Raw genomic sequence first — 25,963 nt, 5'->3', positions numbered from 1 at the left:
ACACCCTGCAAAAGACGTGGCCGACTTAACTCCAAGGCGCTGGAAGCACCTGTTCGCAGACAAGCCGTTGAAATCGCCATTGCTCTGAGTCAGTGGCTGTCAATGACTCCCTAGAATGAACGCTTACTTTGCAGCACTTGCATAACTTGTCTGACGAAATGGTATTAGAACAATGGCTTGAATCGCCTTATTACCAATATTTTTGCGGTGAAACCTTTTTCCAGCACGACTTTCCGTGCCATCCCACCAGTCTTGTTAAATGGCGAAAACGGTTAGAAGAAGAAGGCTGCGAATGGCTGTTTACTCAGACGATACAAGCAGGACTCAAACTAAAAGTCATCAAACCATCGAGCTTAAAGCGAGTCGTAGTAGATACCACGGTACAAGAAAAAAACATCACCTTACCAACGGATGCCAAGCTCTACAACAAGGCACGACAGCAGCTCACTCAGGTAGCCAAAGAACAAGGCATCACGTTAAGACAAACCAATGACAAAGCCTGCCATGAGTTAATGCCAAAGATTGGACGCTATGGGCATGCCAAACAATACAAACGAATGAGAAAGGCGATTAAGCAAGTTAAAGGTTTTTTAGGGCGGGTATTACGAGACCTTGATTGGCAAGTAAAACGACAAGGATTAACGCTCACCCAAAAGCAAGAAGACACCCTCAACCAATCTTATCGATTACTAAAACAAACCCGCCAAAGCAAAAACAAACTCTACAGCCTGCATGAACCCAATGTGGACTGCATATCCAAAGGCAAAGCGCATAAACGCTATGAATTTGGTGTGAAAGCCAGTATCGCGGTGACGGCAAAAGAATCCTTCATTTTGGGCGCAAGAAGCTATCCAGGTAATCCTTATGATGGTCATACCTTGAAAGATCAACTTCAACAAGTGGAAACCTTGACGGGTCGAAAACCGGAAACCTGTTTTGTTGACCGAGGATATAAAGGATCGGGCGTGGAAGACATTAAAGCCTTGGTTAGGGTAATCCTCCCTTTTTTAACTCAGTTCAAAAGTAGAGGTTAAGCGGCCATTAGAGGTGGCTTACCTCCGTTGGCTGTATGTGGCCTTTCATGATTGTAAAACCATAGCCACTGTGTTGCATAGTCTTGTACTTCTTCAAGAGAATCAAACAGGTGTTTACTAACCCATCCATATCTTGCCGTTCGATTGTAACGCTCAATATACGCATTTTGCTGAGGATTACCTGGCTGAATATAGTCTATCCTGATGCCTTTCTTTTTTGCCCAGTGAACAAACTCATGACTAATAAACTCCGGGCCGTTGTCGCAACGAAGCGCAATAGGCTTCTTTCGCCACTCAAGCAGTTGGTCCAGCACTCGTATTACTCTCTGTGACAGTAATGAAAAGCCTGCTTCTATTGCTAATCCTTCACGCTTAAAATCGTCAATCACATTAAAAAGGCGGTACTTACGACCGTCCACTAGCTGATCATGCATGAAGTCCATTGACCAAACCTGATCTGATTTGGTCGGTTCTTTCAGAGGCTCCGGTACATTTCGTTTAAGCCGTCGTCTTGGGCGAATACGCAGGTTCAAAGCCAGCTCACAGTAAATGCGGTACACGCGTTTATGGTTCCAAAGATAACCCTTTGTATTACGCAGGTAATGGAAGCACTGACCAAAGCCCCAATCCGTTTGCTCTACTGTGAGATCAACCAACAGCTCTGCAATCTGTGTATTCTCATCGCTGTTTTGACTCTGATAACGATAGCAGGTTTCACTGATTGAAAACGCCGAGCAAGCCAACCGAATACTAACTTTTTTATTCGCTACTGTATCCAGAGCCATGATTCTCCACTCAGACGGCTTTACCACTTTTTTCCATGGCTTCCTGTATGATCTCTGCCTTTAATAACCGTTCCTCAGCATACATCTTTTTAAGACGACGATTTTCTTCTTCAAGCTCTTTCATTCGTGCCATTAAGGATGCATCCATACCGCCATATTTGACACGCCATTTATAAAATGACGCAGCACTCATACCATGTTCACGGCAAAGCTCGGGGACCGGTGTTCCGGCTTCGGCTTGTTTCAAAATCGCCATGATTTGGCTGTCTGTATAACGTGACTTTTTCATGCAGAACCTCCTGCGTTTAGATTACGAGAAAATTCTACTTTTGACTGCTATTAATTTTCGGGGGGATTACCACTTCAACAAGTGGAAACCTTGACGGGTCGAAAACCGGAAACCTGTTTTGTTGACCGAGGATATAAAGGATCGGGCGTGGAAGACATTAAAGTCTTGGTTACAGGTCAAAAACGCGGTGTGCCCAAGAAAGAGAAACGCTGGATGGGAAGACGAAACAGTGTAGAACCTATCATCGGTCATTTAAAATCCGATGGTAAATTCAGACGGTGCTTTTTAAAAGGCATACTAGGCGATGCGATGAACGTGATCTTAAGTGCCTGTGGCCAGAACTTACGTAAGCTGCTGAAGTGGCTCTATTGTGCCCACTATTTTGGGCAATTTTTAAGACCATTATGGCTGAAAATAACTTTTTTACTAGGAAGACCCAAAAATAGCATGGCGCTTCTTGTCTGAAACGCCATTATTCAGGGACGACTAGATAGGCAGAGTCTATTTTAACCTAATCAATAAATCTAATTACATACTGATGGACTGGTTATCTAAGTACATTTCGGTTTGTTCTTATAACTCATTACATCATAATGTCTTGGTTTTCTTAATGATTCTTTTGTCTGAGTATTAGTCAGAATTATCTCTGAGTATAATTTTTTACTAACCTATCTATAAGGATAGTACCTTGATTAGTGTCTGTGTTCTATATTTCTGCCTCTCACCTAGGCATGCGTCTAGGCTTTTGACTGAAGGAATAATAGAGGAAGGAAATGGAATCATACCAAGGCTTAGAAAGCGAAGCAGACTATGCAAGGACTTCGGAAATAATAAAAAAACCTCCGTTAGCAACGCTTATTAGTAGTGAAAGAGGTGATTACGACAGTATTCGAAATAGGTTGACACACGCGAGGGTGTACAGCTATGAGGATAAATCGCTACCAGACAAGATTAAAACGCCTAATGTCGCTTATGAGCAACATTCTACATTAAGTGTTGATAGTTGGGCTCCAAATATCATCATACATGAATTGGATTGGGATGATTATGAGCAGCAATATATTCAAACCGTGTATCAAGATTTACACGCCGAGTTTGTCAAGCTTCAGAACAACAAACAGAAGGAAATACATACGCATATCCCGGTCAGATATGAGTCACTTATTGCTTCTGCGATAGACGCTGGCTTTAGTCCGTTAGGTGCTTTTAAGCGCTCTATAGGACACAAGATAGAAACTTGTTTGGTTCTAGTGTTGGCCGATGACAAACATTCCCATAACCAACTTCCACTATTTCCAGAATATGGTGTGACTGACGGTTTACTCACCATCATCCCAACGGTAAGCGAGCACTGTGAGGCATTTTTCGCTGAGCAGCAGGATGACGTTGCCGTATTCTGGTCAATATTTCCAGTTCGATCTTACACAGAGGTCAAGCACTACTGCCAAGAAGCGCGTCTGAATAACATTTTAGGTGTTGGTATCACTGCGTCTGTGATTGAAAACAGCAGCCAACAAGTGGTTGGAAGAGTGCATCTGCGTCCAGTTGTTCCTCCTAAAGTAGCCGATGTTGGCTACGGTATATTCCCCGAACATAGAGGTAAGGGATATGCCACAAAAGCTCTTAACCTATTCACGCAATGGATTTTTTCTGAAGCAGGCTACGTTCGCATAGAGCTAGGAATTAAAGAGGGTAATGAAGCCTCTGAAAGAGTTGCAAAATCATGCGGTTATGTCAGAGAGTCAATATGTCCATGTCGATTAAAGAATCAAGACGGCAGTTTCAGTACTCAAATAAGTTACGCCAAGGTTAGTCCGTTTTATTGCGACAAAGGAGAAAAAATCGCATGAGCCAGCAGTATTTGGAGCAGGTTGCTAAGCATATTGGCAGTGAAAAAGTGGGATATACAGATACATTGGGTGAAAATGTCAGCCAATTTCATCAGCGTAAGATCAGTGGTTCAATTAATCCAACCTCTGTTGATGATGTCGAACGGCTTGTGGCGTTAGCTTCCCATCACAAAGGAATAAGACTTCATCCAGTCAGTACAGGTTATAACTGGGGATTAGGCTCCAAAGAAGATGTAAACGACGGGCGGGTGCTGGTTTCTATGTCAGGCTTGAAAAATATTCGTCAGTTAAACCTTTCTCAAGGTTACGCAGTGATTGAGCCAGGCGTGTCACAAGGAGAGTTAGCTGCGAAATTGAAAGATGAAGCATGGATGATAAATCTGACCGCGTCTTCGGCGCACTCGAGTTTTCTTGGTAACTCACTGGATAGAGGTGTTGGGCTACGCCATCAAAGAATCAAAGATCTCCTTGGATTAGAAGTATTACTCTCCGATGGTCGTAAAGTGAAGATTGGGTGGTGGCCGGGTAGTCAAAAATCACCGATTTATTCGGTTGGAGTTGGGCCATCATTGTTGCATCTATTTACTCAATCTAATTTTGGAATTATTACCGCAGGGGTATTTAAACTTTGGCCTAAACGTGAAGCATCTAAGTTGGTACGCATTGAGTTTGAGCAATCGTGCTTAGAGCAAGCAATTGACGAATTGCAGTATTGGTGCGCTCAAGGCCTCAATAGTGGTGTATTAAAAGTCTATGATGATACCGCAAATGAAACTTACGGTGGCAAAGATAAAACGTTTACTGTCCATCTTTGTATCGATGGTATGGAGCGAGACGTTGCGAACCGCTGTCAGTTGATTGAAACCTTAATCGAACAATCTACGACTTTCAGCAACTGCCAAATCAGCAATAGCGGCGAATACAATCAGGATACCGTTGCTAACTTAGTCTCAGCGGCTCACTGCGGAGATGCGAGCCAGAACGACGTTTTGCTTCAGGCTACGTTGGGTACTGATCATCATCATGTTGATAGCAGCAAATCGGGTTGGTTATTCTTCTTGCCCCTGCTTCCCTTTTCTGGCGAGAGCATCACCAAGGCTTACCAGATTTTTGAACACATTTACCAGCAAACCCAAATCCGCTGTGGTGCGACGATCAACGCACTTGATGAGTCAGTGATCGATTTGGTTGTGGCCATTCGATTTGAGAAGCTCTCACCGGAGGCGGAGAAAGCGCATCAGGCTTTAGATATGTTGTACGACATGTTCTTTGCAGCAGGGTTTAAGCCTTACCGATTAGATGTCAACCATAATCAGTGGTCACAGCATTTACTTAGTGATCCTCAAGTGAGTGACATTATCGTCTCCTTGAAAGAGGTGTTCGACTCAAACCACTTATTTAGCAATGACAGATATCAAGGGTGAGTTATGAGCCAAAATAAAGAATACCTAAAAATCTTCAGCACTCTAGAAGAAATTTTGCCTCATATTGAACCTCGTCTTAATGAGATTGAGCAGTTGCGCCATCTACCGGCGGATGTTGCTCAAAGTTTAAAAAATACAGGCGTATTTTCAATGAACTTTCCAAAGAGTTGGGGTGGAGCTGAGCTTACCTCGATGGAACAAACTCAACTGATCGAAAGGATCGCTCAGGTTGACGCTGCAGTAGCATGGTGTGTGATGATTGGGAGTGATTCTGGAATCTATTCTGGATATTTAGAAGACTCTGTCGCTAAAAAACTGTTCAAGAACGTCAACTTCATTACCGCAGGCTGGATACACCCGCAAGGCAAGGCTGAACGAGTTGAAGGTGGCTATCTAGTGACGGGAAAATGGCGATTTGGTAGCGGGATTTCAAACAGTGATTTGGTTAGCGCAGGTTGCTTTGTATATGAGCATGGCAAGAAAGTTTTAGATGAAGATGGGCAGCCGATATGGCGAGTCATGATTGCTAAGTCAAGTGACTATCAAATTGCAGACGGTTGGTATACAACTGGATTACGGGGGAGTGGAAGCTTAGATTACAGTGCTAATGAACTGTATGTGCCTAGCGAACATAGCTTTAGCTTCAGCGAGCCTTATCGTAAAGGGCCTTTGCATGACTCCCCTGAAGCGATTCTAAGAAACATGTCTGGTGTGCCGCTAGGAATGGCTAGAGCGGCCATCGACTATGTTAGGTCCAAGGCTCCAAGCAAGTTTGATCGTACGCTGAGCGTTCCTTGGCTTGAAAGCTCGAGAGTGCAGACTATTATCGCAGGCTGTGAAGCTGATCTCCTTGCTGCTCGCAGTGCGGTTTACAGCTCCTTACAACAACAATGGCAGGCACTAGAAATGTCGCAGCCACTCAGTGAGGATCTGCGCGTCGCGACAGCAGTGGCAAGATTTAAGGCATTTCAGACCAGTAGAGACATCATCCATCAACTTTATGATTTGGTCGGTGCCGCATCAATCTACAAGCAAGAATCGCCTATGGATAAATGGCTCCGTGATGTGAATACGATTTGTCAGCATGCAGTCGCTCAGCAAAGCATTTTGACCGCCAGTGGTGAATTGCTGCTGACAAGCAAAAGCAATAATCCATTCATTTAGTCATTAAGGAAAATACAATGAGTACAACAAATCGTTCCGAGCCCAAATTGGTCTCAGCGTCAGATGGAGAATCTGTTTGGCTTAGTGGAGATGTCTACACCGTAAAGCTTGATAAAAGCACGACTAATGGCCGTATCAGTTTTCTCGATTCTTCGATTCCTCCTGGCAGCGGAGCTCCTGGTCACCTCCACATAGATGCCGATGAAATTATTTACGTGGTGTCCGGACAGGTAAATGTCATGTTAAACGGCGAAGAAAAGATTGCACGAGAAGGTGACACCATTTTCATTCCTAAACATACGGAACATGGTTTCAAAAATGTTGGCCTTTATGCTGCTCGGTTACTTTTTTACTTTAACCCAAGCGGCGTGGAGCGCTTTTTCTTGGAAGCGGGAGTAAAGGCTAAGCCTGGCTCTGCACCTATCGAGTACACCCCAGAGTTACATGAACATGCTGTCTCAGTCGGGAAAAAATACCACCTCCAACCCGCTAAAAACACAACCAATGTGATAGGAAAGTAAATATGCATTTATCTATATACATATTAAGTCTCAGCATTTTTGCTATGACCACTTCAGAGTTTATGGTTGCTGGTATGTTGCCCTCTATTTCTGATGCTCTGAACGTTAGCGTTCCGATGGCCAGTTTCCTAGTTTCTATTTTCGCGGCGAGTATTGTTGTGGGCGGACCGATTTTGACCCTGCTGCTATTCAGGTTCAGGCAAAAGTCATCACTGCTATTTTTAATGCTGCTGTTTTTTGTTAGTCAGACTATTGGCGCTGTTGCAGAGAATTATTCGACGATGGTTGTGTCGAGAGTTCTTGGTGGGATTGCAGAATCTGCGTTCTTTGGAGTCGCTATTTCTATCGCGGTAGGCATGGTGGATAGCGATAAGCAAGGACGAGCTGCCTCTATTGTGTTAGCCGGAATTATGATAGCAAGTGTGGTGGGTTTACCCATGGCGACGCAAATCGATCAGAGTTTTGGTTGGCGATTCAGTTTTTGGATCGTTGCATTACTGACTTTGGCGTGTACTGTCATTGTTATGTTCTCCGTGCCTAATTCCCCTCGTCCAATGAACGTGTCGATTAAGGACGAGCTGGCAACGCTGAAGAACAAGAATCTATGGGCGGCATATTGCACCAGTGGGTTAATAATTGGCGCGACCTTCTCTGCTTTTACATTCTTTGCACCGATTTTCACACAAGCAACGCGGCTCGATCCATCCATGTTACCCGCTCTATTCGCTTGTTATGGTGTAGCAACGGTTGTTGGAAACATCATTGTCGGCCGATTGGCTGACAAATACGCAATGCAGATAATGGTTATCGGTTTGCTGATACTCGCCACAACCTTAGTGCTGATGGCTTTGAATATTAATAATGCACCCACCGTAATAGCTGGCGCCATAATCATTGGGTTTGTTGGATTGCCAATGAACCCCGCGATGGTCACTCGAGTCATGCGGGTTTCTAACAATGGGGCATTAGTTAACTCTTTACACATGTCTGTGATTAATCTCGGCATTGTAGTTGGTTCATGGTTAAGCGGATTGTTGGTGGAAGCGGAGTATGGTTGGAATGCTCCTTTGTGGTTCGGTGCAGCCTTAGCGCTACTTGGCTTAGTTAGCTTACTCCCTTATTTGAAAAGCAATTCGTTAGTGTTGGAAATGGGAAAATAGTATGAATACGTCATTTGAAGGTAAGTATATATTAATTACAGGGGCAGCCGGTGGGCTGGGGGCTCAGCTTGCTCGCACATATGCGAAGCTCGGAGCGAACTTGCTTTTAGCCTCAAGAAATCAAGCTAAGCTGGATAACTTAGCCACGAGTTTAGCGCAGTTTGGTGGGGCTTATCATATCTTTCCATTTGACATGGCTAGCCAACACGGCGTTGATGAATTGTTTAATCGCATTTCTAACGTAGCAGATCACATTGATATTGCTATTAACAATGCGGGTAGTTTTGCTGCGGGAGAGTTAAGTGAGGGCGAGTTTGAGCAACTTATAAATGTCAACTTAACGGGCACGTGGCGCTGTTTAAATGCAGAGCTAGCCTTGATGTCAATGCAAAACAAAGGTGTCATTGTCAATATATCTTCACTGATAGGCAGAAATATGACAGCTCCAGGCCTTTCCGCTTATGCAGCTTCAAAGGCTGGACTAGAGGCTCTTTCTCGGTCACTTGCAAAAGAATGTATCGGCCAAGGCGTCAGAATTAATACTGTCAGCCCAGGTGCTTTTGATACCGAAATGTCACTGCTTCCCGGTGAATCACGGGAAGAACGAGATAAACGCTTTGCGCCACTGATCCCTGCTGGCCGTATCGCGACGCTAGAAGAAATCGCGGATACCGTCGTTTGGGTCAGCTCGAGTGAAGCCAGTTTTTTCGTTGGCCACGATTTCGTCATCGATGGTGGTGCTAGTAACTAGGAGTAAGCATGAACAATATTGAATTGTCTGTCGTGTCTTCAGGGCCTCTGAATCAGCATGTACAGAAAGTCATGTTAAAACCAAGTATTCCCCTCGAATTTCAAGCAGGGCAGTACATAGCACTTGCTGTTGGTTCTGATGATTGCCGTTATTATTCAATTGCGTCCCCAGAAATGGAGTCTGAACTGATTGAGTTACACATTGAATCGACCAATACCAGCAAAAACGGGTTAGGGAAGTTACTTGAGAGCAAGCAAGCAAGGCTGGTGAAACTGGGTGGAGAAGCGGTTCTGAGAAAAGACTCTTGTGCACCGGTACTGTTAGTGGCAGGTGGTATAGGTTTTTCTTATGTTCGCTCGATCTTATTGAGCTCTCTTGCGCTCTCACCAAACCGAGATGTACATGTCTATTGGGTAGCCAGAGAGGAGAAACAGCTATACGCATTAGAGGAGTTGAACGATTTGGCTGAACGGTATCAGAACCTGAAGTTGACCACAGTCGTTAAAACTGAAAAATCGCCTCGAGGCATCGATCTTCTGTTTGAAGAGATAAAACTTGAATATAGAACGCTAGCTCATTCGGAAGTCTACATATCGGGTAGATTTGATACGTCGCATATTTTGCGTGAGCGTTTTACAAAAGAACTCGATGCAGTGTCCAAAAATATCTTTAGTGATGCTTTCTCTTAGTTAATGATTAGGCCACAAGTTACCTTGTGGCTTCTTTATTTATGACAATAAGTTTCTTAAAGTCTTATAGCTACTAGTTAATGGGGGTGAGCTACCCCATTATCAAGGCGCTGGGGTGAGGCATCGGGATTGTTCGTCTGACTTTTTATAAAATCCGTTTTAATAAACGATCGGCTCGTGTGCGCAGCACCCGTCGTATGAGCTTTTGTATTTTTTCGGGGTAGTGCCGTACTGTTTCTAGCTGTTTATAGCTGCGTATTTGCTCGGTATGTTTGAATATGTTGTCAAATTCAGCTGTGAACTTGTCTTCAAGCAATTGTTTCGGATCTTGAATGAGTAGTCCATTTTCTAAGTCCAGCGCCCACGCTCTTGGGTTCACATTATTTCCCGTTAGTAGCATGGCTTTGCGATCCACCCAAAGCCCTTTTAAATGATAGCTGTTATCATTGTGTTTCCATAGATGGATAGCAAGGCGACCGGATGCCGTATGAGCTTTATTAGTGCGAGCGAATTTACGTAAGTTCAACTCATACAGATAAGGTAACCCGCCAATGGCCTTGAACGGCTGATCTGGAGCTATGTAAAAGTCACTTGCGGTCTTGTCACCAACGATGATGTGAACTTGAACCCCTCGTTTTATTGCTCGAGTAATCTCACGAATGACGGCTCTAGGCAGATTAAAGTACGGCGTGCATAGATAAATTTCGTGTGTTGCATTGCTTAGAAGGGCAATGATTTTACTATTGAGTTGATTACGGCGTTTACCAATACCGACTAATGGTGTGATGGCGACTTGATCTTCACTAACCGATTCGTTTTGTATATGGTAGCGTGCTTTAGATAAAGTCGCGCGGAACTGTCGAATTAACGGTTTAATGTCTTTGGTGCTTGGCAGGTTTGTGTCATTCAGGTTATGGACGGCCGGATCTGCAATCATGTTGTTGCGGATAAAATGCATCATACTATCTGCTAGAGGTTTGTGTTCGATAATATGGTAACGATCAAAGCGATAACGCTCTTGATGGTGTAGGTAAATGTTGTTTAAGCTGGCACCACTGTAGATAACCGTGTTATCAATGATGAGTCCTTTTAAGTGTAGCACGCCAAAGACCTCGCGATTACGAACTGGCACACCGTAAACAGGAATTGAAAGGTCATATTGCTTGGCAAACTCTTGATAGAGTCTGGCATTTCCTGTGCTCTTTTCAGCGCCGATTAAACCACGTTGGGCGCGGTGCCAATCAACACAGATGGCAATATCTAAGTCAGGGTTGTCTTGCTTTGCTTGATAGATAGTGGCGAGTATTTCCCTGCCTGCTTCATCATTTTCAAGATATAGGGCGACAATGTAGATACGTTTGGTTGCCTGTTTTATCGCGTTTAACAAAAGTTCTCGATACTCTCGAGCAGAATGCAAAATCGTAATACGCTCTGGATGGACTGCGAAATGAGGGATAGGATCGAGTAAGTGTCTATTGGGCATAATACCGAAGTGCTACCTATGTTTTGACTAGCGGCTAACTTTAGCAAATTCGTTGTTTTATTCCTATAAAATAACGCTTTAGTTTTTGCCTTTACGCTATTATTTACGTGTTTTTTGCCTTTTGCATTGGTCTATTTTCTTGTTTGTAGCGTAGCTTTAGGAAAGATGTTGTTTTGAGGTGGAGTTTTTATCGTAATGAAGAAGGTATTCGTGACATTGAGTTCTTTGTTGTTGGTGGCCTGTACCAAGGCTGGGCTCGAATTAGCCAATTTGCCGAATAAGTTTAGTGATACGCAAACCATTAAGAATATTGACTATGGCCCTCAGCCTTGGCAAAAGTTAGACCTCTATATCCCGCCTAACCCATCCCATGAACCACTTCCTGTTGTGGTGTTCTTTTATGGAGGCAGTTGGAAAGAGGGCTCGAAAAGCATGTATCCATTTGTTGGTGAGGCGTTTGCGAAGAAGGGTTATATCACGGTCATTGCGGATTACAGTAAGTATCCTCAAGTGACGTTTCCAGCCTTTGTTGAAGATGGTGCTAAAGCGGTAGCATGGACTTATCGCCATGTTGCTCAGTATGGTGGGAACCCCAGTGAGTTGTTTATTGTGGGTCATTCTGCTGGGGCTCATATTGGAGCCTTAATTACGGCAGATTCGCACTATTTATCGGCAGAAGGGGAGAATAGAAGCATTATTAAAGCCTTTGCCGGGTTATCCGGCCCCTATGATTTTGTGCCTTATGAGAAAGACTACATTGCTATATTTGGCCCGCCAGAAAATTACCCCAAGATGCAGGTGCCGACCTTTATCGATGGTAAAGAACCTCCCATGTTGCTGCTTTGGGGAGCGGATGATGATGTGGTGGGAAAAAGTAATATGGATAAGCTGGTGGCGAAGATTCACGAAAAAGGGGGCGTAGAAGAGCATAAAACCTATGCAGGCGTCGATCATGTCGGTATGGTCTCAACCTTTATTTGGTTTCTAAACAGTAAGGCACCGATTTTGGATGATATTACTGCATTTTTTAGTCAATATAAGTGAATAGCAACAGTAAAGCGCTTTTTCGCTTTGTTTCATTCTTCCTTTTAGAGTCTTGATCTATTTTTATGAGCATTCCGCTGACCGATCTATTATCTGCCTCATCGAACAATTCTATGGTGTCCGATGTGACTTGCTCTACATGCCATGCCTGTTGCTGTCGTTTAGAGGTGATGATTATTTCGGATACAGGTGTGCCGGAAAGGCACATAGCTGTGGATGAATGGGGTGGCGAGACCATGTTGAGGTTAGAGGATGGTTGGTGTTCCGCTGTTGATCGTGATACACACATGTGTACCATCTATGAACATCGCCCATGGATCTGTCGAGAATTTTCTATGGGGTCCTACCAATGTTTAGATGAGCGCAAAATGATGGATTGAGACGTTGACCTCGTTGGCTTCTTTTTGCTTCAACCTCACGTTTACTTTTCGCTAAAAGAGCGCTATCAAACAAGAGTATGTTAATGACAATACTGCTATTTTATCTTTAAATTGAAATCGCCTGGGTTATCAGTTTGCTTGTGTCGCTGGGAAAGGGACTAGGATGAATAAATCAATGAAAATAAGACAAGCCAATGTTGCGGATATTGATGCGTTAGTTGAATTAAGTCGACAAATTGGGGAAATACATTATGAAAAAGCTCCCCATACATTTATGCCGCCATCACCGGAGGAGAAAGCTTTTTTGTTGAAGGCGTTGGAGGGTGGGGAGTATCACTTTTTGGTAGCAGAGCACGAAGGAAGTGTGATTGGTTTTATCAATGCGCGTATCATGATTAATGAGTCTATTCCTTTTATTGTAAAAAAAACTGTTTGTCGTATCGGTACGATTGTTGTTGATGAAAGCCATCGTTCTTGTGGTGTTGGTGAAGCGCTTATGAAAGCATGTTACTCATGGGCTATTGAATCTGGTGCAACCTCTATTCGTTTAGAGGTGATGGCATTTAATGAACGGGCTAAGGCCTTCTACCAAAAATTAGGTTATGTTGATGATTTTTGTATCATGTCTCGACAAATTGCCTAAGCTTAATTTAACTCGTTGTTGAGGAGGAAATCGATGGATATTCAGGCTATTGTTATTGTGTTGTTAATTGGAGGGATTGCCGGTTGGTTAGCTGGAAAAATTATCAAAGGAGGAGGCTTTGGTATCGTTGGCAATATTATCGTTGGTATTGTCGGGTCCGTTGTTGGTAACTTCGTCTTTGCAGCATTAGGGCTGTTTGCTCACGGTATCTTGGGTTCTATCATCACGGCCACCTGTGGGGCCATTATTTTGCTCTTTATTGTGCGCTTGGTTAAGCGAATGTAATGGAGTTCTAAGAGGTTAGTGGAGGTGCTATGCTGATTCGGTCTGTTTCAACCAAAGACGTTCCCTCGCTCACGGATATTTATAATAACTATATTGAGAATACCATTATTACTTTTGAGGAAGACTCTATTACGAGTAATGAGATGGCGGTTCGTATCGACAAGGTTTCCCATGCCCATCTACCATGGTTGGTTCTTGAAGAGGATGGTGACGTATTAGGTTATGCGTATGCAGGGAATTGGCATGGACGCAGTGCCTATCGTTTTACTGCGGAGCCAACCATTTATTTGGCGCAAGAGGCAAAGGGAAAAGGCCAAGGAAAAATTCTCTATTCTTCATTGATCGAAGAGCTTAGAAAAAAGGGAATGAAACAACTGATTGGCCTGATAGCACTGCCGAATGCCGCCAGCGTAGGGTTGCATGAATCATTGGGTTTTAAAAAAGCGGGTGAGTTTAAAGACGTTGGCTTTAAATTTGATCAGTGGATATCCGTTGGTTACTGGCAGCTTACTTTGTAATATCTTGTGTGTTCACCTTCTGTTTTGCATGTTAAATGTTCGTCTAAACTAAAAGAGCATCATGGTGTGTATCATGATGCTCTTGTTATATCTGCGTTTTTATCTAGACCTAGGACGTTGTATTCAAGGCTTAGTATATATTTGCGGTCAAAACAAAAATATCCATATAGCCTAGCTCCCCATCAATCGGTTTAATTGGGTTAGCGCTATGGAAAAATTTCCGATCATTTAAAATGACAAACTCTCCATGGTCAAACGCGTGGCTGATGATGGCTGGGCTGTTCTCTTCTAAATGAACATTAATTTTGCCACCTTTTATGTTATGACGCTGCATGACATAGATACCAATGCGATCAAATCCATCCTGATGAACACCTTCTGGTGCGACTTCTGCTAGCTGATGATCCGCAAAAATACGCAGCTGGTGTACCTCAATAAGTGTGCCGTCTTTTACATCGGCCATTTCACGAAAATGCTTAAAGAGTTCAACAAAACCTGGGTCTTGAAAGGTGTGCTCTTCAATTTCTGGATAACGTCTAACCACGTTTCCTTGAAAATGGTTAATGCTGTCATCTTGCACAAACTCTTTGGTAGGTAAGCGTGATAATTTTTCTTGATGCAGGGTAAAACAAGAGTATCTGCGCAATCGAAATTGCCCATCCGCATAGGGGTTGGTAGGCAAATCGTTAAAGGTGGGGGTCAGATGCTCCACACTGTCTGGAGAGAGTTGACCAAGCTCTAAATAAAATGGGGTGGGGGTGACGTTATTCGCTAGCATAAAAGACTACCTCTTTTTGCCTTGTTGGCAGATCATGCGCAACATTGTTTTTATTATTAGTGCGTGTCTTTAAACGCGCTCTTAAAAGATGAATAGGCTTTGTGAGCCTGTTATTAGTGTAGTTATTTATTGAGTAATATGCTCGTATTAATAAGTATCTAGAGTGTAAAAAAATGCGATTTAAGAGAGGGCGTTTCGTAATGTGATAGTATGGGTTTTATGGCTTGGAAGCTTTGTCTGATGAGCGTTTTTTTTCATGGCAAGGACAAGGTGGGACGGGGTCTACGCCACCTTCATGCCAAGGGTGGCATTTTGCTAGGCGTTTGAGGCCAAGATAAATGCCTTTGATAACGCCAAATCGTTCAATAGCTTCAATCATATAATGAGAACAGCTCGGATAGAAGCGACAGTTGTTTCCCAATAATGGGCTAATGGCGTATTGGTAGCACTTCACCAGTATTAAAAAAAAACGCTTAATCATAAAGGGTACTCTTTGGCTTATATCTAATGCTTTGCTATTTATTCATCTTGATTGGGCGGGATGTCGTTATTTTTGCCTACATGTATCCAATCAAGCTTTCTAATACAATTTTTTTAAAAAGACGGTTTTATGACGGGTCAAATTCAATTAGAAGCATCACAAATTGTCGCCTATCAAGGGGAGCCTGGGGCTTATTCTCATCTTGCCTGTAAACATACTTTTCCAGATCTTAAAACCATACACTGCGCTACCTTTGGCGAGGCACTGCAAAAGGTTGAGCAAGGTGAAGCCTACTACGCAATGATTCCGCTAGAGAACTCCACCGCTGGTCGCGTTGAAGAAATTTATCGCGAACTTAAACGAACTCAGTTGCACGTCGTCAAAGAGCATTTTGAGGCCGTCAATCATTGCCTTATTGCACGACATGGCGTTGCCATTGAGCAGATTACTCGCATTGGTAGCCATCCTCAAGCACTGGCTCAGTGCGATGATAATATTAAGGCATTGGGCGCCAAAAATGTTGCGATGTATGATACCGCAGGTGCGGCAAAGTACATTGCAGAAAATAATGAGCCAGGTTTTGCCGTCATTTCTTCTGAATTGGCAGCAGAGCTGTATGGTTTAAATATTCTCAAAACGCATTTTAATGATCGAGATGGCAATACAACGAGGTTCTTGGTTTTTTCAAAGCAACAAAAAATGCCCGAATACGAGTCGGGAAAAATCTATATTACGACCTTTATGTTTCGAGTCCGCAATATTCCCTCTGCTCTATATAAAGCCATGGGCGGGTTCGCTACCAATGGCATCAATATGTTGAAACTAGAAAGCTATATGGTGAATGGACACTTTACTGCAACACAGTTTTACATAGATGTTGAAGCACATTTTCAAGACCCTGCCATGCAGCGAGCCCTTGAGGAGCTGCGATTTTTTTCCGAAGATATCCGTATTTTAGGGACGTATTATGCGGATGCGTTTCGCACGCAGCAGTCTCAATAATACTAAATTATCTACGAAAGAGATAAGTGTAAGAAATGTGTAACTGATCCCTGTTACCTTGGAGCTATATCATGTTTGGTTGGCCCAAGGGGGATTTCAGATGAGCAGTCTCTTTAAAGTTATTTTTAATCGATGTATTCGCTTAGCTGGTAATCTGATAAAAGGCATATCGTATCTGTTTCACTTTCTTTTGCCATATTGGCGTTTCACGATCCCTGCAAACTCCCCTGCAAAAATTGCGAGTCGCTGTGATGCGTCGATACCGAAGATTATTTGGCAGACGAACTACTCGAGTCGCTGTGCTTTGCCCATTTATGTTAACTATTTGTTTAATCGTTTGATGTCACTTGAGTATGAATATCGCTACGTTAGCACACAAGAGCGTGAAGTATTTATGCGCGATCATGCACCGCAAGAGGTGTACAAAGCCTATTTAAGGTTAAATGACGGTGCAGCTCAAGCGGATTTGTGGCGAGTCACTTGCCTCTATCTTCATGGGGGCGTATATATGGATATTGATGCCGTGCTAGTGTGGCCTCTAGGAAAAACTCTTAAGCATGATGATGAGGCGCTGTATATCAAATTCAAAAAAGACTACAGCGAGTTTACGAACTACTTTTTGGCAACGGCACCGAAAAACTCTGATTATCAAGCCATCTTAAACCAAATAGTTTACAACATTAACCATCACTCAGAGCTGGTTAATAAACGGGTGTACGATACCACGGGACCATCTGCGTTTAATGAGGTACTTCAAGGCAAAAGTGTTAATGCGAAGAAGCGTGGGCATGTTTGTATTCAAGGTGCTTTCACGAATGAATACTTTCAGTATCTGGATAAGCCACGAGGAAAGTGGACGTATCTAAGGGATGATGAAGTGGTGAAGAAAAGTAGTTGATTCAGATGACTTTTTATAAAAATGCCCTGTTGTATCAGGGCATTTTTATAAGTAGCTATAGATGGGATTATTTATTGAGAAAACGTTTTACAAGGCTGCTAAAGGGAATGGGCTTTTCTGCATGCAGCCAATGCCCAGTGTCTGGAATCATTTTGAATTCCGCATTGGGGAAAAGACCTATAATGTCTTGTTGGTAATCCGCAATAATATAGTCTGATTTCTCCCCTTTAATAAACAGTGTTGGGGTTTGAATAGGGCTGTCTATTTCTGGTTTTTTTAAAATCGTCGTATAACTTTGTGCGATATTGTCGAGTGAAATAGCGAGCTTGAAGCCATTATCAGTGCGTTCTAGGTTTTTAAGTAGAAATTGACGCACAGGTAGAGACGGTTCGTATTTACTAAGTAGGCTATCCGCCTGTTTACGGGATGTAAGGTCCGCTTCATCAATGGCTTTTAGCCCTTTGATGATTTGTGTGTGGCTTGGTGGGTAGTCAACTGGAGCAATGTCTGCGACTACCAGTTTGATGATGTTGTCCGGTGCAAGGGCGGCCATTTGCATAGCAACCTTCCCTCCCATTGAGTGACCAAGTAAGTAGAACTTGTCTAAGCCTGTTTCTTGAGCCCATTGCAATATCGCTTGGGCCATATTGGTATAGGAGGCATCACTCAGGGCGCTGGATTGGCCATGATTTGGCAAATCGATACAATAGACACGAAAGGTTTCGGACCAGTTTTTCGCGATGGAATGCCAGTTGTCTGCGTTGCCAAAAAGCCCATGAAGAACGACGAGTGCTGGGCCGGATTCACCGTATTGTTTTGCGTGTATCATAGTCACCTTGTGTTTTAATAGGGCATGAGTTAATTCGCTCTATTGTATCAAGTCTTTTCACCTCCCAATAGAATTAAGGTCGCTTGAGTATGTTAGATACCTTTTTTGTCAAAGTTTTAAAGCAGCCATTGCACCTGATTGCCCTAGTAGTCGATAAATGCGGTGTCAAAGCAAACTGGATTACCGTGATCGGTTTTGTGATTGGTATGCTGGCGTTACCTGCCTTGTATTTTGGTAATGCGTCTCTGGCATTAGTGTTTGTGTTGATCAATCGAGCGATGGATGGTTTAGATGGGGCGGTAGCAAGGATAACAGCCCCATCAGATTTTGGGGGCTATTTAGATATTACCCTAGATTTTATTTTTTATTCGGCGGTGGTGTTTGGTTTTGCTCTGATGAACCCTGACGCCAATGCTTTAGCGGCAAGCTTTTTGATTTTTTCTTTTATGGGAACCGGCAGTAGCTTTTTAGCGTTTGCCATTATGGCCGAAAAGCGTCGAATCGAGCGCTTGGATTATGGAAAAAAGTCTTTGTACTTTTTAGGTGGGTTAACAGAGGGGGCAGAGACGATTGCGTTTTTGGTGTTGATATGCCTCTATCCTTTGCATTTTTCCATATTCGCCTATATTTTCGGTCTGATGTGCTGGGTAACAACGGCAACCCGTTTATATGCAGGCTACCGAACGTTGAAATGATCACACCCAAAAGAGCGAAGTGTCTTATGTGATAGGGAGGTGCTTAGAGAAGTCGTCTAGTCGCTAAAAAATGCAATTTCAATATCGCTTTTAACGATCGCGCAGCAAGCCAGCATATAGCCACTTTGCACCCAAGCAAGGGGTTCAAAAGGGTATTCAACCTGGCCCCATAATAGTTTGATGGAGCAGGAAGAGCAGTAACCTTCACGACACTGGTATTCGACGTGGATCCCTTCTCTTTCCAACTGTACAAGCAAAGGCTCATCTTCGGTTACCAGAATTTGCTTTTTCCCTAGTAGAACGCGATGAACCTTATCTCGTATTTTATCCGGTTTATTAGAGGTCAAAGTCGTCAAAGTCAGACTCGCTTAGATCGTTGTCGATTTGTCCAACAAGATAAGAGCTGATTTCTGCTTCTTGGGGGGCAACTTGGACATTGTCACTGACTAGCCACGCGTTAATCCAAGGGATTGGGTTGTGCTTAGTTTCGAAGGCGGTATCCAGTCCGACGGCTTGCATGCGAACGTTAGTGATGTATTCCACATATTGACCAAGAATTTGCGCATTGAGACCGATCATGGAGCCATCCTTGAATAAGTAGGATGCCCAATCCTTTTCTTGTTCTGCGGCTTCAACAAAAATATTGCGCATCTCTTCCTTGCATTCTTGCGCAATGATGGCCATTTCTGGATCGTCTTTACCGGATGCCATCAGGTTAAGCATGTGTTGTGTGCCTGTTAAATGCAGTGCTTCATCCCGGGCAATCAGCTTAATGATTTTAGCATTGCCTTCCATCAAGGTGCGTTCAGCAAAGGCAAAGCTACAGGCAAAACTGACGTAGAAACGAATCGCTTCAAGTACGTTTACAGAGGCCACTGTCAGGTAGAGGGCCTTTTTGAGAGAGCGCATGGATATTTCAATATCGCCATGTTCTGGCACGTGGTGCGTTCCTAGCCCTAGGGTATTGTATAGGCTAACCATTTCGATCAAGCGGTCATAATAAACAGACACGCTGTCTGCTCGCTTGGTGATTTCTTTGTTAACGGTGATGTCGTCAAAAATTTTCGTCGGGTCGTTCACAATGTTACGAATAATATGCGTATAAGAACGGCTATGAATTGTTTCACTGAATGACCAAGTTTCTATCCAAGTTTCTAATTCTGGCAAAGAAACAATAGGTAATAAAGCAACATTGGGAGAGCGACCTTGTACACTATCTAGCAGTGTTTGATACTTTAAATTGCTCAAAAAGATGTGCTGCTCGTGCTCTTCCAGTTTTTGAAAATCTTTGCGGTCAGAGGATAGGTCGACTTCTTCAGGGCGCCAAAAGAAAGACAATTGCTTTTCGATTAACTTCTCGAAAATAGGGTGCTTTTGTTGGTCATAGCGTGCAACGTTGACGTTTTCACCAAAGAACATTGGTTCTTTCATGCTATCGAACTGTTTGCGGTTGAAAGTCGAGTAACTCATTACTTGGCGGTTTCCTTAAATAGGTAGCGTTAAAAAGCGGATACCAGCTAGTGTCAGTGGTGTTTACTTTTTAAATGTCATTTTAAGTACGTGTATCTGGCGCTATTCTACTGCTAACACGGCTTTGCGAAAAGCAAGTTTGCAAAACATGAAACAAGACAACACCCCATGCCAGTGAGGTGTTGTCTTGTATATTATGGCTTAGATTTTACACGCACCACTGGCGCAATCGTCCATATCATCTTGTTGGTCGTCTGCCCCATCACGTGTGTTGTGATAGTAAAGAGTCTTCACACCCAGTTTGTAGGCCGTTAGTAGATCTTTTAAGATGACTTTCATTGGCACTTTTTGCGATTCGAACTTCTGTGGATCGTAGTTCGTATTCGCCGAGATGGATTGGTCGATAAACTTCTGCATGATACCCACAAGCTGTAAGTAACCATCGTTCGATGGGATACTCCACAATAATTCGTATTGCTCTTTAAGGCGTTCGAATTCAGGAACAACTTGTTTTAGGATACCATCTTTACTGGCTTTGACAGAGACGAAGCCGCGTGGTGGTTCGATGCCATTTGTGGCGTTACTAATTTGAGAAGAGGTTTCTGAGGGCATCAGCGCACTTAGAGTAGAGTTACGAAGGCCATGTTCCACAATGTCTTTACGTAGCGTTTCCCAATTATAGGTCAACTCATTCGATACGATGTTGTCGATTTCCTTTTTGTAAGTATCGATTGGCAAAATGCCTTTCGCATAGGTTGTTTCATCAAAGGCTAGGCATGGACCAAATTCTTTAGACAATTTGTTAGATGCCTTCAGCAGGTAATATTGAATAGCCTCAAAGGTTTTATGAGTTAAGTCATTTGCGCTACCGTCTGAATATCTGACGCCATTTTTCGCTAGGTAATAAGCGTAGTTGATGACACCCACACCCAGAGTGCGTCGCATTTCAGTGGCTCGTTGAGCTGCAGGAATTGGATAATTTTGGTAATCCAATAAGGCATCCAATGCTCGCACGATCAATTCAGACAGCTCCTCCAGTTCGTCTAGGTTGTCAAGCGCACCTAAGTTGAAGGCAGACAAAGTGCATAGGGCAATTTCCCCTTCTGGATCGTCAACGCGATTTAGTGGTTTGGTTGGCAGAGCGATCTCAAGACACAGGTTACTCTGTTTAACAGGGGCAACAGCTGGGTCAAATGGACTGTGAGTATTGCAATGGTCTACGTTTTGTAGATAAATACGCCCCGTGCTGGCACGCTCAGAAGCGAACAAGGTAAACAGGTCTGATGCTTTAACGGTCTGTTTGCGAATGGAAGGATCTTGTTCGTACATAGTGTATAAACGATCAAATTCTTCTTGGTCTGCAAAGAAGGCATCGTACAAACCAGGTACGTCCGATGGGCTGAACAGGGTGATGTTGCCCCCTTTGATTAAGCGCTGATACATCAAACGGTTAAACTGGACGCCATAGTCCAGATGACGAACACGGTTTTCTTCTACACCACGGTTGTTTTTAAGTACCAGTAGGCTTTCTACTTCTAAATGCCAGATTGGATAAAATACTGTTGCGGCACCACCACGAACACCACCTTGAGAGCAACTCTTAACAGCGGTTTGAAAGTGTTTGTAGAACGGAATACAGCCGGTGTGGAACGCTTCACCTCCACGAATAGGGCTACCTAAAGCGCGAATGGCCCCCGCATTGATGCCAATGCCAGCTCGTTGACTGACGTATTTTACAATTGCACTGGACGTTGCATTTATGGAATCCAGTGAGTCACCACATTCAATCAAGACGCAGCTGCTGAACTGGCGTGTTGGTGTGCGAATACCTGACATGATTGGGGTGGGGAGAGATATTTTAAATTTAGATACGGCGTCGTAGAAACGGCCAATCAAATCTAAACGAGTGGCTTTATCATAATTTGCAAACAAACACGCTGCGATCAAAATATAGATGAACTGCGGGCTTTCATAAATCTCGCCAGTCACACGGTTTTGAACTAAATATTTACCTTCTAATTGTTTAACCGCCGCATAGGAAAAGTTCATATCACGGGAGTGATCAATAATGTTATTTAGTTCATCAAACTCGGCTTTTGTATAGTTATCAAGCAAGCTTTGATCATAGCGATTTTGCTCAACCAAGTTTCTGACATGGTCATAAAGATGAGGTGGCTCAAAGTTACCATAAGCTTTTTTGCGTAAATGGAAGATAGCCAGACGAGCCGCTAAATACTGATAATCTGGTGTGTTCTCAGAGATTAAGTCTGCTGCGGACTTAATCAAGGTCTCGTGAATATCGGTAGTGCGGATGCCATTAAAAAACTGTATTTGTGCTTTTAACTCAACTTGTGACACAGAAACATTATCTAGGTCTTCTGCCGCCCATGTAATGACCTTGTGAATCTTCTCTAGATTGATGTTTTCTGTCTTACCGTTACGCTTAGTAACTGTGAGGGTGCTCATGGCTTAACTTCCCATTCGTGCAATGTGTAAAAAAAGAGGTGATAACTGTATCTAGTGTGTGTTTGGTATCTGACATACTAGATGTAGTGTGTATTAATACTGATGACGAGAACAATAGTGTGCATTGCTCTGAAAATCAAGGCTTGAAAATTACGCTAAAATAGGAGTGAAACCTTTCTGTGAGTAGCTACTTACCCTGTTGCCCTTGGTTAGTGGAAACTCGATGATAGGCAAGATGTAGTGCGCTTTTTTTTATGTTTTTTTATATGTCCAAAAGCGATTTTTTCTTGCCCAAACATTGATCTGAATTAATGGCTAAGCACCATTTTGGCGCTCGCGACTAAGGTAAATAAAATTAACTGATGCAGCAAGTAGATAGGTAGGGCATAGCGTCCCATCCAAGCGAGTATGCGGGTAACGAAGTGCTCAGGGATGGGGAGTTGATGAATCTTAAAGTATCCAAGTGCTATGCCGATTAAAGCAACGCCAATCCAAGGGAATGGGAAGGCAATATCCAGCGTGCTAGTGGGAAGATGCAAGGTATGGACGATATAAGGTAGTACACTAGGGAAAGACAGCCAGTTGGTAGTGTTGTAAATCAGTACAATGATCGCGCCGATAATAAACGATATAATTGGCCATTTCGTCATGGGGCGGACGAGAAATGTCAGCAGGAAGATAAAGTGCAAAATGCCAAAATAAATCCAGTTATTGGGAAAGGCTAGGTAAGTGCCCAAAGAAATTATGATAATGGCGAGCAAAAGCTTAAGGTCACGTTTCCATAAGATGATCGAATGATGCTTTTGCATCGTAAGGTAAGCGGACCAGCCAACAGCAGAAATAAAAATGGTGACGATAATGTCGCGAAAATGATTCCAGAAAGGGTTAGCAAGGGAAAACTCAATAAAGCCAAAATTGCCCAGATCCCAGCTGAAGTGAAAGATCATCATGAGTAACACCCCAAGACCTCGATAGGTATCTAACAAGGAGCTACGGAAGGCTTTCAAAGAGGCAGGTTTTTCGGGCATTGTCGACCATTATGTAAAGGTGAATGAAGTGCAGCCATCATACCGTTACTCCTTGGCCTGCTCAAGCAGTGAACTGAATCCGTTAGCGCAAGCAGGTCTTTTTGAGCAACTAAAATCATCGTTGGCTTGGGAGCAGGAGTCATTGTTAATGTTTGGCCGTGATGTACTCGTGCCAAGGCGAGTCGCTTTTATTGCGGATGCAGGGCTGTGTTATCGCTACACGGGTAAAGACCATTACGGAAAAGGTTGGCCAAATTGGTTAGCAGAGATCAGAACGCAAGCAGAAAACCTTGCTGGCCAACCTTTTAACTCTGTGTTATTGAATTGGTATCAAAATGGCGATGATTATATGGGGTGGCATGCTGATGATGAAAGAATATTGGGGCCAGCTCCTGTTATCGCTATGTTGAGTTTGGGGGCAACCCGAGACTTTCTCTTTCGCTTTAAAAGGGATCATAGTGTCAAACATAGCATTGCATTAGAGGGCGGCAGCTGGCTAGTGATGTCAGCGTCGACGCAAGTGCTATGGCAACATTGTTTGCCAAAAAGAAAACGGGTTCAAGAAGAGCGTATCAGTTTAACTTTTCGCACTCTGTTGAACCCATAGGACGCCCTTTGGTTTGACAATATCTAGTTTCAGCACCCAGATGATTATGGGGCTTTACGTTCGCGTAACCAGCTTTCTAGCTGCTTGGTAAAACACAGGCGGTCATGCAAACGGCTCGGGCGTCCTTGCCAGAATTCGATGTAATTTGGGGCTAACACATACCCACCCCAGTTGTCTGGGCAGGGGACTTTTTGGTTGGAAAAGTTGTCTTCCGCTTCTTTATAAGCGTTTTTCAGCGTCTCCCTATTATTGATTGTGGTACTTTGTTTTGAAATATAAGCGGCTAACTGACTGCCCCTAGGGCGGCTAGAGAAGTAGTGTTCAGAGTCTTCGCGGCTGATTTTTTTGATCTCTCCCTCGACCCGTACTTGCCGAGATAGCGCTGGCCAAAAAAAAGTTAGACAGGCTTTGTTGTTTTTCGCTAACTGTTGTCCTTTGTCACTGTCGTAATTAGTGAAAAAGCAAAAACCTGCATCGTCCCGCTGCTTAAGTAAAACGACACGAGCGTGGGGTTGGCCAGAGTCATCAACTGTACTGATTGTCATGGCGGTTGGGTCTTCTTGGTTAGAGGCAATGGCTTGTTCTAACCAGTGATCAAAAAACGCAAATGGATCATTACCAACGCTGTCTTCTAATAGATCTTCAAATTGATAGTCACGCCGAATAGAGTGTAGATCGCGATTCATAATTAAATCCTATAGGTTGACAGGGTCATAATTTTTGACACCTGTGTCATGAGCGCCATGATTGGTTTGGGAAACACATAGCCGCCTGACTGGAGTGCCATTTGTTTGTGTTTGGCTTCATCAATATGCATTTGTGTGAGGACAGCTTGGCTTTTTCTGTCTTGATGAGGTAACTCCAACATGTGTTTATCAAGGTGAACACAGACTTGATCTTCTGTTGCAGCAACAAAACCAAGGCTCAGCTTGTCACTAATGAGTCCAGCGCTTGCACCAATAGCAAAAGAGGCGCCGTAGAAAAATGGATTTAGAAGGCTAGGACGACTGTTTAGGTCATACAAACGTTTTTCACACCAGACGAGGTGGTCTATTTCCTCTTCCGCTGCGTGCTCCATCTCTTCTCGAACTGTCTCTAGCTTTGCTGTGGTCGCTTGGCCTGCATACAGTGCTTGTGCACAGACTTCACCGGTATGATTGATGCGCATTAAGCCAGCTGCGTGTTTACGTTCCTGTTCACTCAATGTCGCTTCAGGGTATTGATTCGCCGGCGAAGGGCGATGTTCTTTTGCGACGTGGGGAATCAGCGTTTGTAATGCACGATCAAATTGCATTACCGCTCTATCTAAAAAAGAATACATCTTATTTCCTTGTTTAACCTGGGGGCCAGGTCATTTGACGTCCACCAAGTACATGCATATGAATATGGTAAACTGTTTGACCCCCCATTTGATTGCAATTCATGACAACCCGATAGCCGTCGTCACTGATGCCAATTTGTTTGGCGACTTTGGCGGCGGCAATGGGCAGTTTACCAACAATGCTTGCATCCTCATCGGTTAAGTCATTTAGCGTACTAATGTGTCTTTTGGGTATCACTAAAAAATGACTGGGTGCTTGAGGCATGATGTCTTCAAAGGCAATGACATCATCATCCTGGTACAAAATGGTAGCAGGGATATCGCCATTAACTAACTTACAGAATAAACAGTCCATATTGTCCTCTTGT

Annotated in this window: 28 protein-coding genes and 2 pseudogenes; 18 read left to right on the top strand and 12 right to left on the bottom strand. The window is 43.4% G+C overall.

The features are described 5' to 3' along the window. Positions 1–122: 122 nt before the first annotated feature. Positions 123–989: pseudogene (locus MSP8886_RS09975) on the top strand (IS5 family transposase); the annotation flags it as partial. A 41-nt stretch (positions 990–1,030) separates the two neighbouring features. On the opposite strand, the gene MSP8886_RS09970 reads toward MSP8886_RS09975, so the two are convergent. Continuing rightward, positions 1,031–2,108 (bottom strand): IS3 family transposase gene (locus MSP8886_RS09970; protein WP_139063124.1). Its coding sequence is split into 2 segments (ribosomal slippage): positions 1,031–1,853 and positions 1,852–2,108, totalling 1,080 coding nucleotides; the frame shifts between segments, so codons are not numbered across the junction. 72 nt (positions 2,109–2,180) lie between these two features. Here MSP8886_RS09970 and MSP8886_RS09960 point away from each other — a divergent pair. The 8 genes and pseudogenes from MSP8886_RS09960 to MSP8886_RS09925 all read left to right on the top strand — a co-directional run. Next, positions 2,181–2,573, top strand: a pseudogene (locus MSP8886_RS09960) (transposase); the annotation flags it as partial. Positions 2,574–2,881: 308 nt separating this feature from the next. Further along, positions 2,882–3,958, top strand: a complete 1,077-nt coding sequence (locus MSP8886_RS09955) for a GNAT family N-acetyltransferase (protein WP_067015777.1) — start codon at positions 2,882–2,884, stop codon at positions 3,956–3,958. After that, the gene (locus MSP8886_RS09950; RefSeq protein WP_067015774.1) at positions 3,955–5,382 is read left to right on the top strand and encodes an FAD-binding oxidoreductase; all 1,428 of its coding nucleotides are present in this window, start codon (positions 3,955–3,957) and stop codon (positions 5,380–5,382) included. Before MSP8886_RS09955 ends, MSP8886_RS09950 begins: the two co-directional genes overlap by 4 nt. A gap of 3 nt (positions 5,383–5,385) precedes the next feature. Continuing rightward, entirely contained in the window at positions 5,386–6,546 is a 1,161-nt protein-coding gene (locus MSP8886_RS09945) for an acyl-CoA dehydrogenase family protein (protein ID WP_067015771.1), read from the top strand. 17 nt (positions 6,547–6,563) lie between these two features. Beyond that, entirely contained in the window at positions 6,564–7,067 is a 504-nt protein-coding gene (locus MSP8886_RS09940) for a cupin domain-containing protein (RefSeq protein ID WP_067015769.1), read from the top strand. 2 nt (positions 7,068–7,069) lie between these two features. Then, the gene (locus MSP8886_RS09935) at positions 7,070–8,227 is read left to right on the top strand and encodes an MFS transporter (protein ID WP_067015766.1); all 1,158 of its coding nucleotides are present in this window, start codon (positions 7,070–7,072) and stop codon (positions 8,225–8,227) included. A 1-nt stretch (position 8,228) separates the two neighbouring features. Further along, the gene (locus MSP8886_RS09930; protein ID WP_067015763.1) at positions 8,229–8,978 is read left to right on the top strand and encodes an SDR family NAD(P)-dependent oxidoreductase; all 750 of its coding nucleotides are present in this window, start codon (positions 8,229–8,231) and stop codon (positions 8,976–8,978) included. Between the two features lie 8 nt (positions 8,979–8,986). Next, entirely contained in the window at positions 8,987–9,667 is a 681-nt protein-coding gene (locus MSP8886_RS09925) for a hypothetical protein (protein WP_067015760.1), read from the top strand. A 145-nt stretch (positions 9,668–9,812) separates the two neighbouring features. Here MSP8886_RS09925 and pssA read toward each other — a convergent pair whose 3' ends face one another. Next, a complete protein-coding gene (gene pssA, locus MSP8886_RS09920; protein ID WP_217491130.1) occupies positions 9,813–11,150 on the bottom strand; it encodes a CDP-diacylglycerol--serine O-phosphatidyltransferase in 1,338 nt (445 codons plus the stop codon). 195 nt (positions 11,151–11,345) lie between these two features. Here pssA and MSP8886_RS09915 point away from each other — a divergent pair, with 195 nt between their 5' ends. The 5 genes from MSP8886_RS09915 to MSP8886_RS09895 all read left to right on the top strand — a co-directional run bounded on the left by MSP8886_RS09915 (position 11,346) and on the right by MSP8886_RS09895 (position 14,020). Then, positions 11,346–12,194, top strand: a complete 849-nt coding sequence (locus MSP8886_RS09915; protein WP_067015754.1) for an alpha/beta hydrolase — start codon at positions 11,346–11,348, stop codon at positions 12,192–12,194. A gap of 65 nt (positions 12,195–12,259) precedes the next feature. Continuing rightward, positions 12,260–12,574 (top strand): YkgJ family cysteine cluster protein, encoded by a 315-nt coding sequence (locus MSP8886_RS09910; protein ID WP_067342724.1) that lies wholly within the window; start codon positions 12,260–12,262, stop codon positions 12,572–12,574. 163 nt (positions 12,575–12,737) lie between these two features. Continuing rightward, complete coding sequence (locus MSP8886_RS09905; RefSeq protein WP_217491340.1) at positions 12,738–13,217, top strand: GNAT family N-acetyltransferase; 480 nt, start codon at positions 12,738–12,740, stop codon at positions 13,215–13,217. A gap of 33 nt (positions 13,218–13,250) precedes the next feature. Next, a complete protein-coding gene (locus MSP8886_RS09900) occupies positions 13,251–13,502 on the top strand; it encodes a GlsB/YeaQ/YmgE family stress response membrane protein (protein ID WP_067015747.1) in 252 nt (83 codons plus the stop codon). A 29-nt stretch (positions 13,503–13,531) separates the two neighbouring features. Next, complete coding sequence (locus tag MSP8886_RS09895) at positions 13,532–14,020, top strand: GNAT family N-acetyltransferase (protein ID WP_175365296.1); 489 nt, start codon at positions 13,532–13,534, stop codon at positions 14,018–14,020. A gap of 130 nt (positions 14,021–14,150) precedes the next feature. On the opposite strand, the gene MSP8886_RS09890 is transcribed toward MSP8886_RS09895, so the two are convergent. Both MSP8886_RS09890 and yidD read right to left on the bottom strand, forming a co-directional pair. Continuing rightward, positions 14,151–14,798: a 2OG-Fe dioxygenase family protein gene (locus MSP8886_RS09890; protein ID WP_067015744.1), complete on the bottom strand. Its 648-nt coding sequence runs from the start codon at positions 14,796–14,798 to the stop codon at positions 14,151–14,153. Positions 14,799–15,015: 217 nt separating this feature from the next. Beyond that, the gene (yidD, locus tag MSP8886_RS09885; RefSeq protein ID WP_217491339.1) at positions 15,016–15,279 is read right to left on the bottom strand and encodes a membrane protein insertion efficiency factor YidD; all 264 of its coding nucleotides are present in this window, start codon (positions 15,277–15,279) and stop codon (positions 15,016–15,018) included. Between the two features lie 129 nt (positions 15,280–15,408). On the opposite strand from yidD, the gene MSP8886_RS09880 reads away from it, so the two are divergent. Next, positions 15,409–16,281, top strand: coding sequence for a prephenate dehydratase (locus tag MSP8886_RS09880; protein WP_067015741.1), 873 nt, complete (start codon positions 15,409–15,411; stop codon positions 16,279–16,281). Positions 16,282–16,381: 100 nt separating this feature from the next. Next, complete coding sequence (locus tag MSP8886_RS09875; RefSeq protein WP_067015738.1) at positions 16,382–17,179, top strand: glycosyltransferase family 32 protein; 798 nt, start codon at positions 16,382–16,384, stop codon at positions 17,177–17,179. Between the two features lie 67 nt (positions 17,180–17,246). Here MSP8886_RS09875 and MSP8886_RS09870 read toward each other — a convergent pair whose 3' ends face one another. Further along, positions 17,247–18,008: an alpha/beta fold hydrolase gene (locus MSP8886_RS09870; RefSeq protein ID WP_067015734.1), complete on the bottom strand. Its 762-nt coding sequence runs from the start codon at positions 18,006–18,008 to the stop codon at positions 17,247–17,249. A gap of 89 nt (positions 18,009–18,097) precedes the next feature. Between MSP8886_RS09870 and MSP8886_RS09865 the strand changes: the two genes are divergently transcribed. Continuing rightward, positions 18,098–18,703 carry a CDP-alcohol phosphatidyltransferase family protein gene (locus MSP8886_RS09865; RefSeq protein ID WP_067015732.1) on the top strand — a complete coding sequence of 202 codons (606 nt, stop codon included), beginning with the start codon at positions 18,098–18,100 and terminating at the stop codon, positions 18,701–18,703. A 56-nt stretch (positions 18,704–18,759) separates the two neighbouring features. On the opposite strand, the gene yfaE is transcribed toward MSP8886_RS09865, so the two are convergent. The 4 genes from yfaE to MSP8886_RS09845 all read right to left on the bottom strand — a co-directional run bounded on the left by yfaE (position 18,760) and on the right by MSP8886_RS09845 (position 23,667). Then, positions 18,760–19,059 carry a class I ribonucleotide reductase maintenance protein YfaE gene (gene yfaE / locus MSP8886_RS09860; protein ID WP_083200895.1) on the bottom strand — a complete coding sequence of 100 codons (300 nt, stop codon included), beginning with the start codon at positions 19,057–19,059 and terminating at the stop codon, positions 18,760–18,762. Beyond that, complete coding sequence (gene nrdB, locus MSP8886_RS09855) at positions 19,040–20,173, bottom strand: class Ia ribonucleoside-diphosphate reductase subunit beta (protein WP_067015729.1); 1,134 nt, start codon at positions 20,171–20,173, stop codon at positions 19,040–19,042. Before nrdB ends, yfaE begins: the two co-directional genes overlap by 20 nt. A gap of 201 nt (positions 20,174–20,374) precedes the next feature. Continuing rightward, positions 20,375–22,639 carry a class 1a ribonucleoside-diphosphate reductase subunit alpha gene (nrdA, locus tag MSP8886_RS09850; RefSeq protein WP_067015726.1) on the bottom strand — a complete coding sequence of 755 codons (2,265 nt, stop codon included), beginning with the start codon at positions 22,637–22,639 and terminating at the stop codon, positions 20,375–20,377. Positions 22,640–22,947: 308 nt separating this feature from the next. Continuing rightward, positions 22,948–23,667, bottom strand: a complete 720-nt coding sequence (locus MSP8886_RS09845) for a heparan-alpha-glucosaminide N-acetyltransferase (protein WP_067015723.1) — start codon at positions 23,665–23,667, stop codon at positions 22,948–22,950. A gap of 28 nt (positions 23,668–23,695) precedes the next feature. Here MSP8886_RS09845 and MSP8886_RS09840 point away from each other — a divergent pair, with 28 nt between their 5' ends. Next, positions 23,696–24,274, top strand: a complete 579-nt coding sequence (locus MSP8886_RS09840) for an alpha-ketoglutarate-dependent dioxygenase AlkB family protein (RefSeq protein ID WP_083200894.1) — start codon at positions 23,696–23,698, stop codon at positions 24,272–24,274. A gap of 44 nt (positions 24,275–24,318) precedes the next feature. Here the strand turns inward: MSP8886_RS09840 and pdxH are convergent, their stop codons facing one another. From pdxH to MSP8886_RS09825, 3 genes are read right to left on the bottom strand one after another with little or no spacing between them, the layout of a single operon-like run. Continuing rightward, complete coding sequence (gene pdxH, locus MSP8886_RS09835) at positions 24,319–24,960, bottom strand: pyridoxamine 5'-phosphate oxidase (protein ID WP_067015720.1); 642 nt, start codon at positions 24,958–24,960, stop codon at positions 24,319–24,321. Between the two features lie 2 nt (positions 24,961–24,962). Continuing rightward, on the bottom strand, positions 24,963–25,595 hold the full coding sequence (coq7, locus tag MSP8886_RS09830; RefSeq protein WP_067015717.1) for a 2-polyprenyl-3-methyl-6-methoxy-1,4-benzoquinone monooxygenase: 633 nt from the start codon (positions 25,593–25,595) through the stop codon (positions 24,963–24,965). 13 nt (positions 25,596–25,608) lie between these two features. Then, positions 25,609–25,950, bottom strand: coding sequence for a histidine triad nucleotide-binding protein (locus MSP8886_RS09825; protein ID WP_067015714.1), 342 nt, complete (start codon positions 25,948–25,950; stop codon positions 25,609–25,611). Positions 25,951–25,963 lie beyond the last annotated feature (13 nt).

Origin of the sequence: Marinomonas spartinae, from assembly GCF_900089775.1 — a bacterium.
Lineage (GTDB): Bacteria > Pseudomonadota > Gammaproteobacteria > Pseudomonadales > Marinomonadaceae > Marinomonas > Marinomonas spartinae.
The sequence above is the reverse complement of the archived record's forward strand: the minus strand, read 5'-3'. Positions and strand labels throughout refer to the sequence as shown.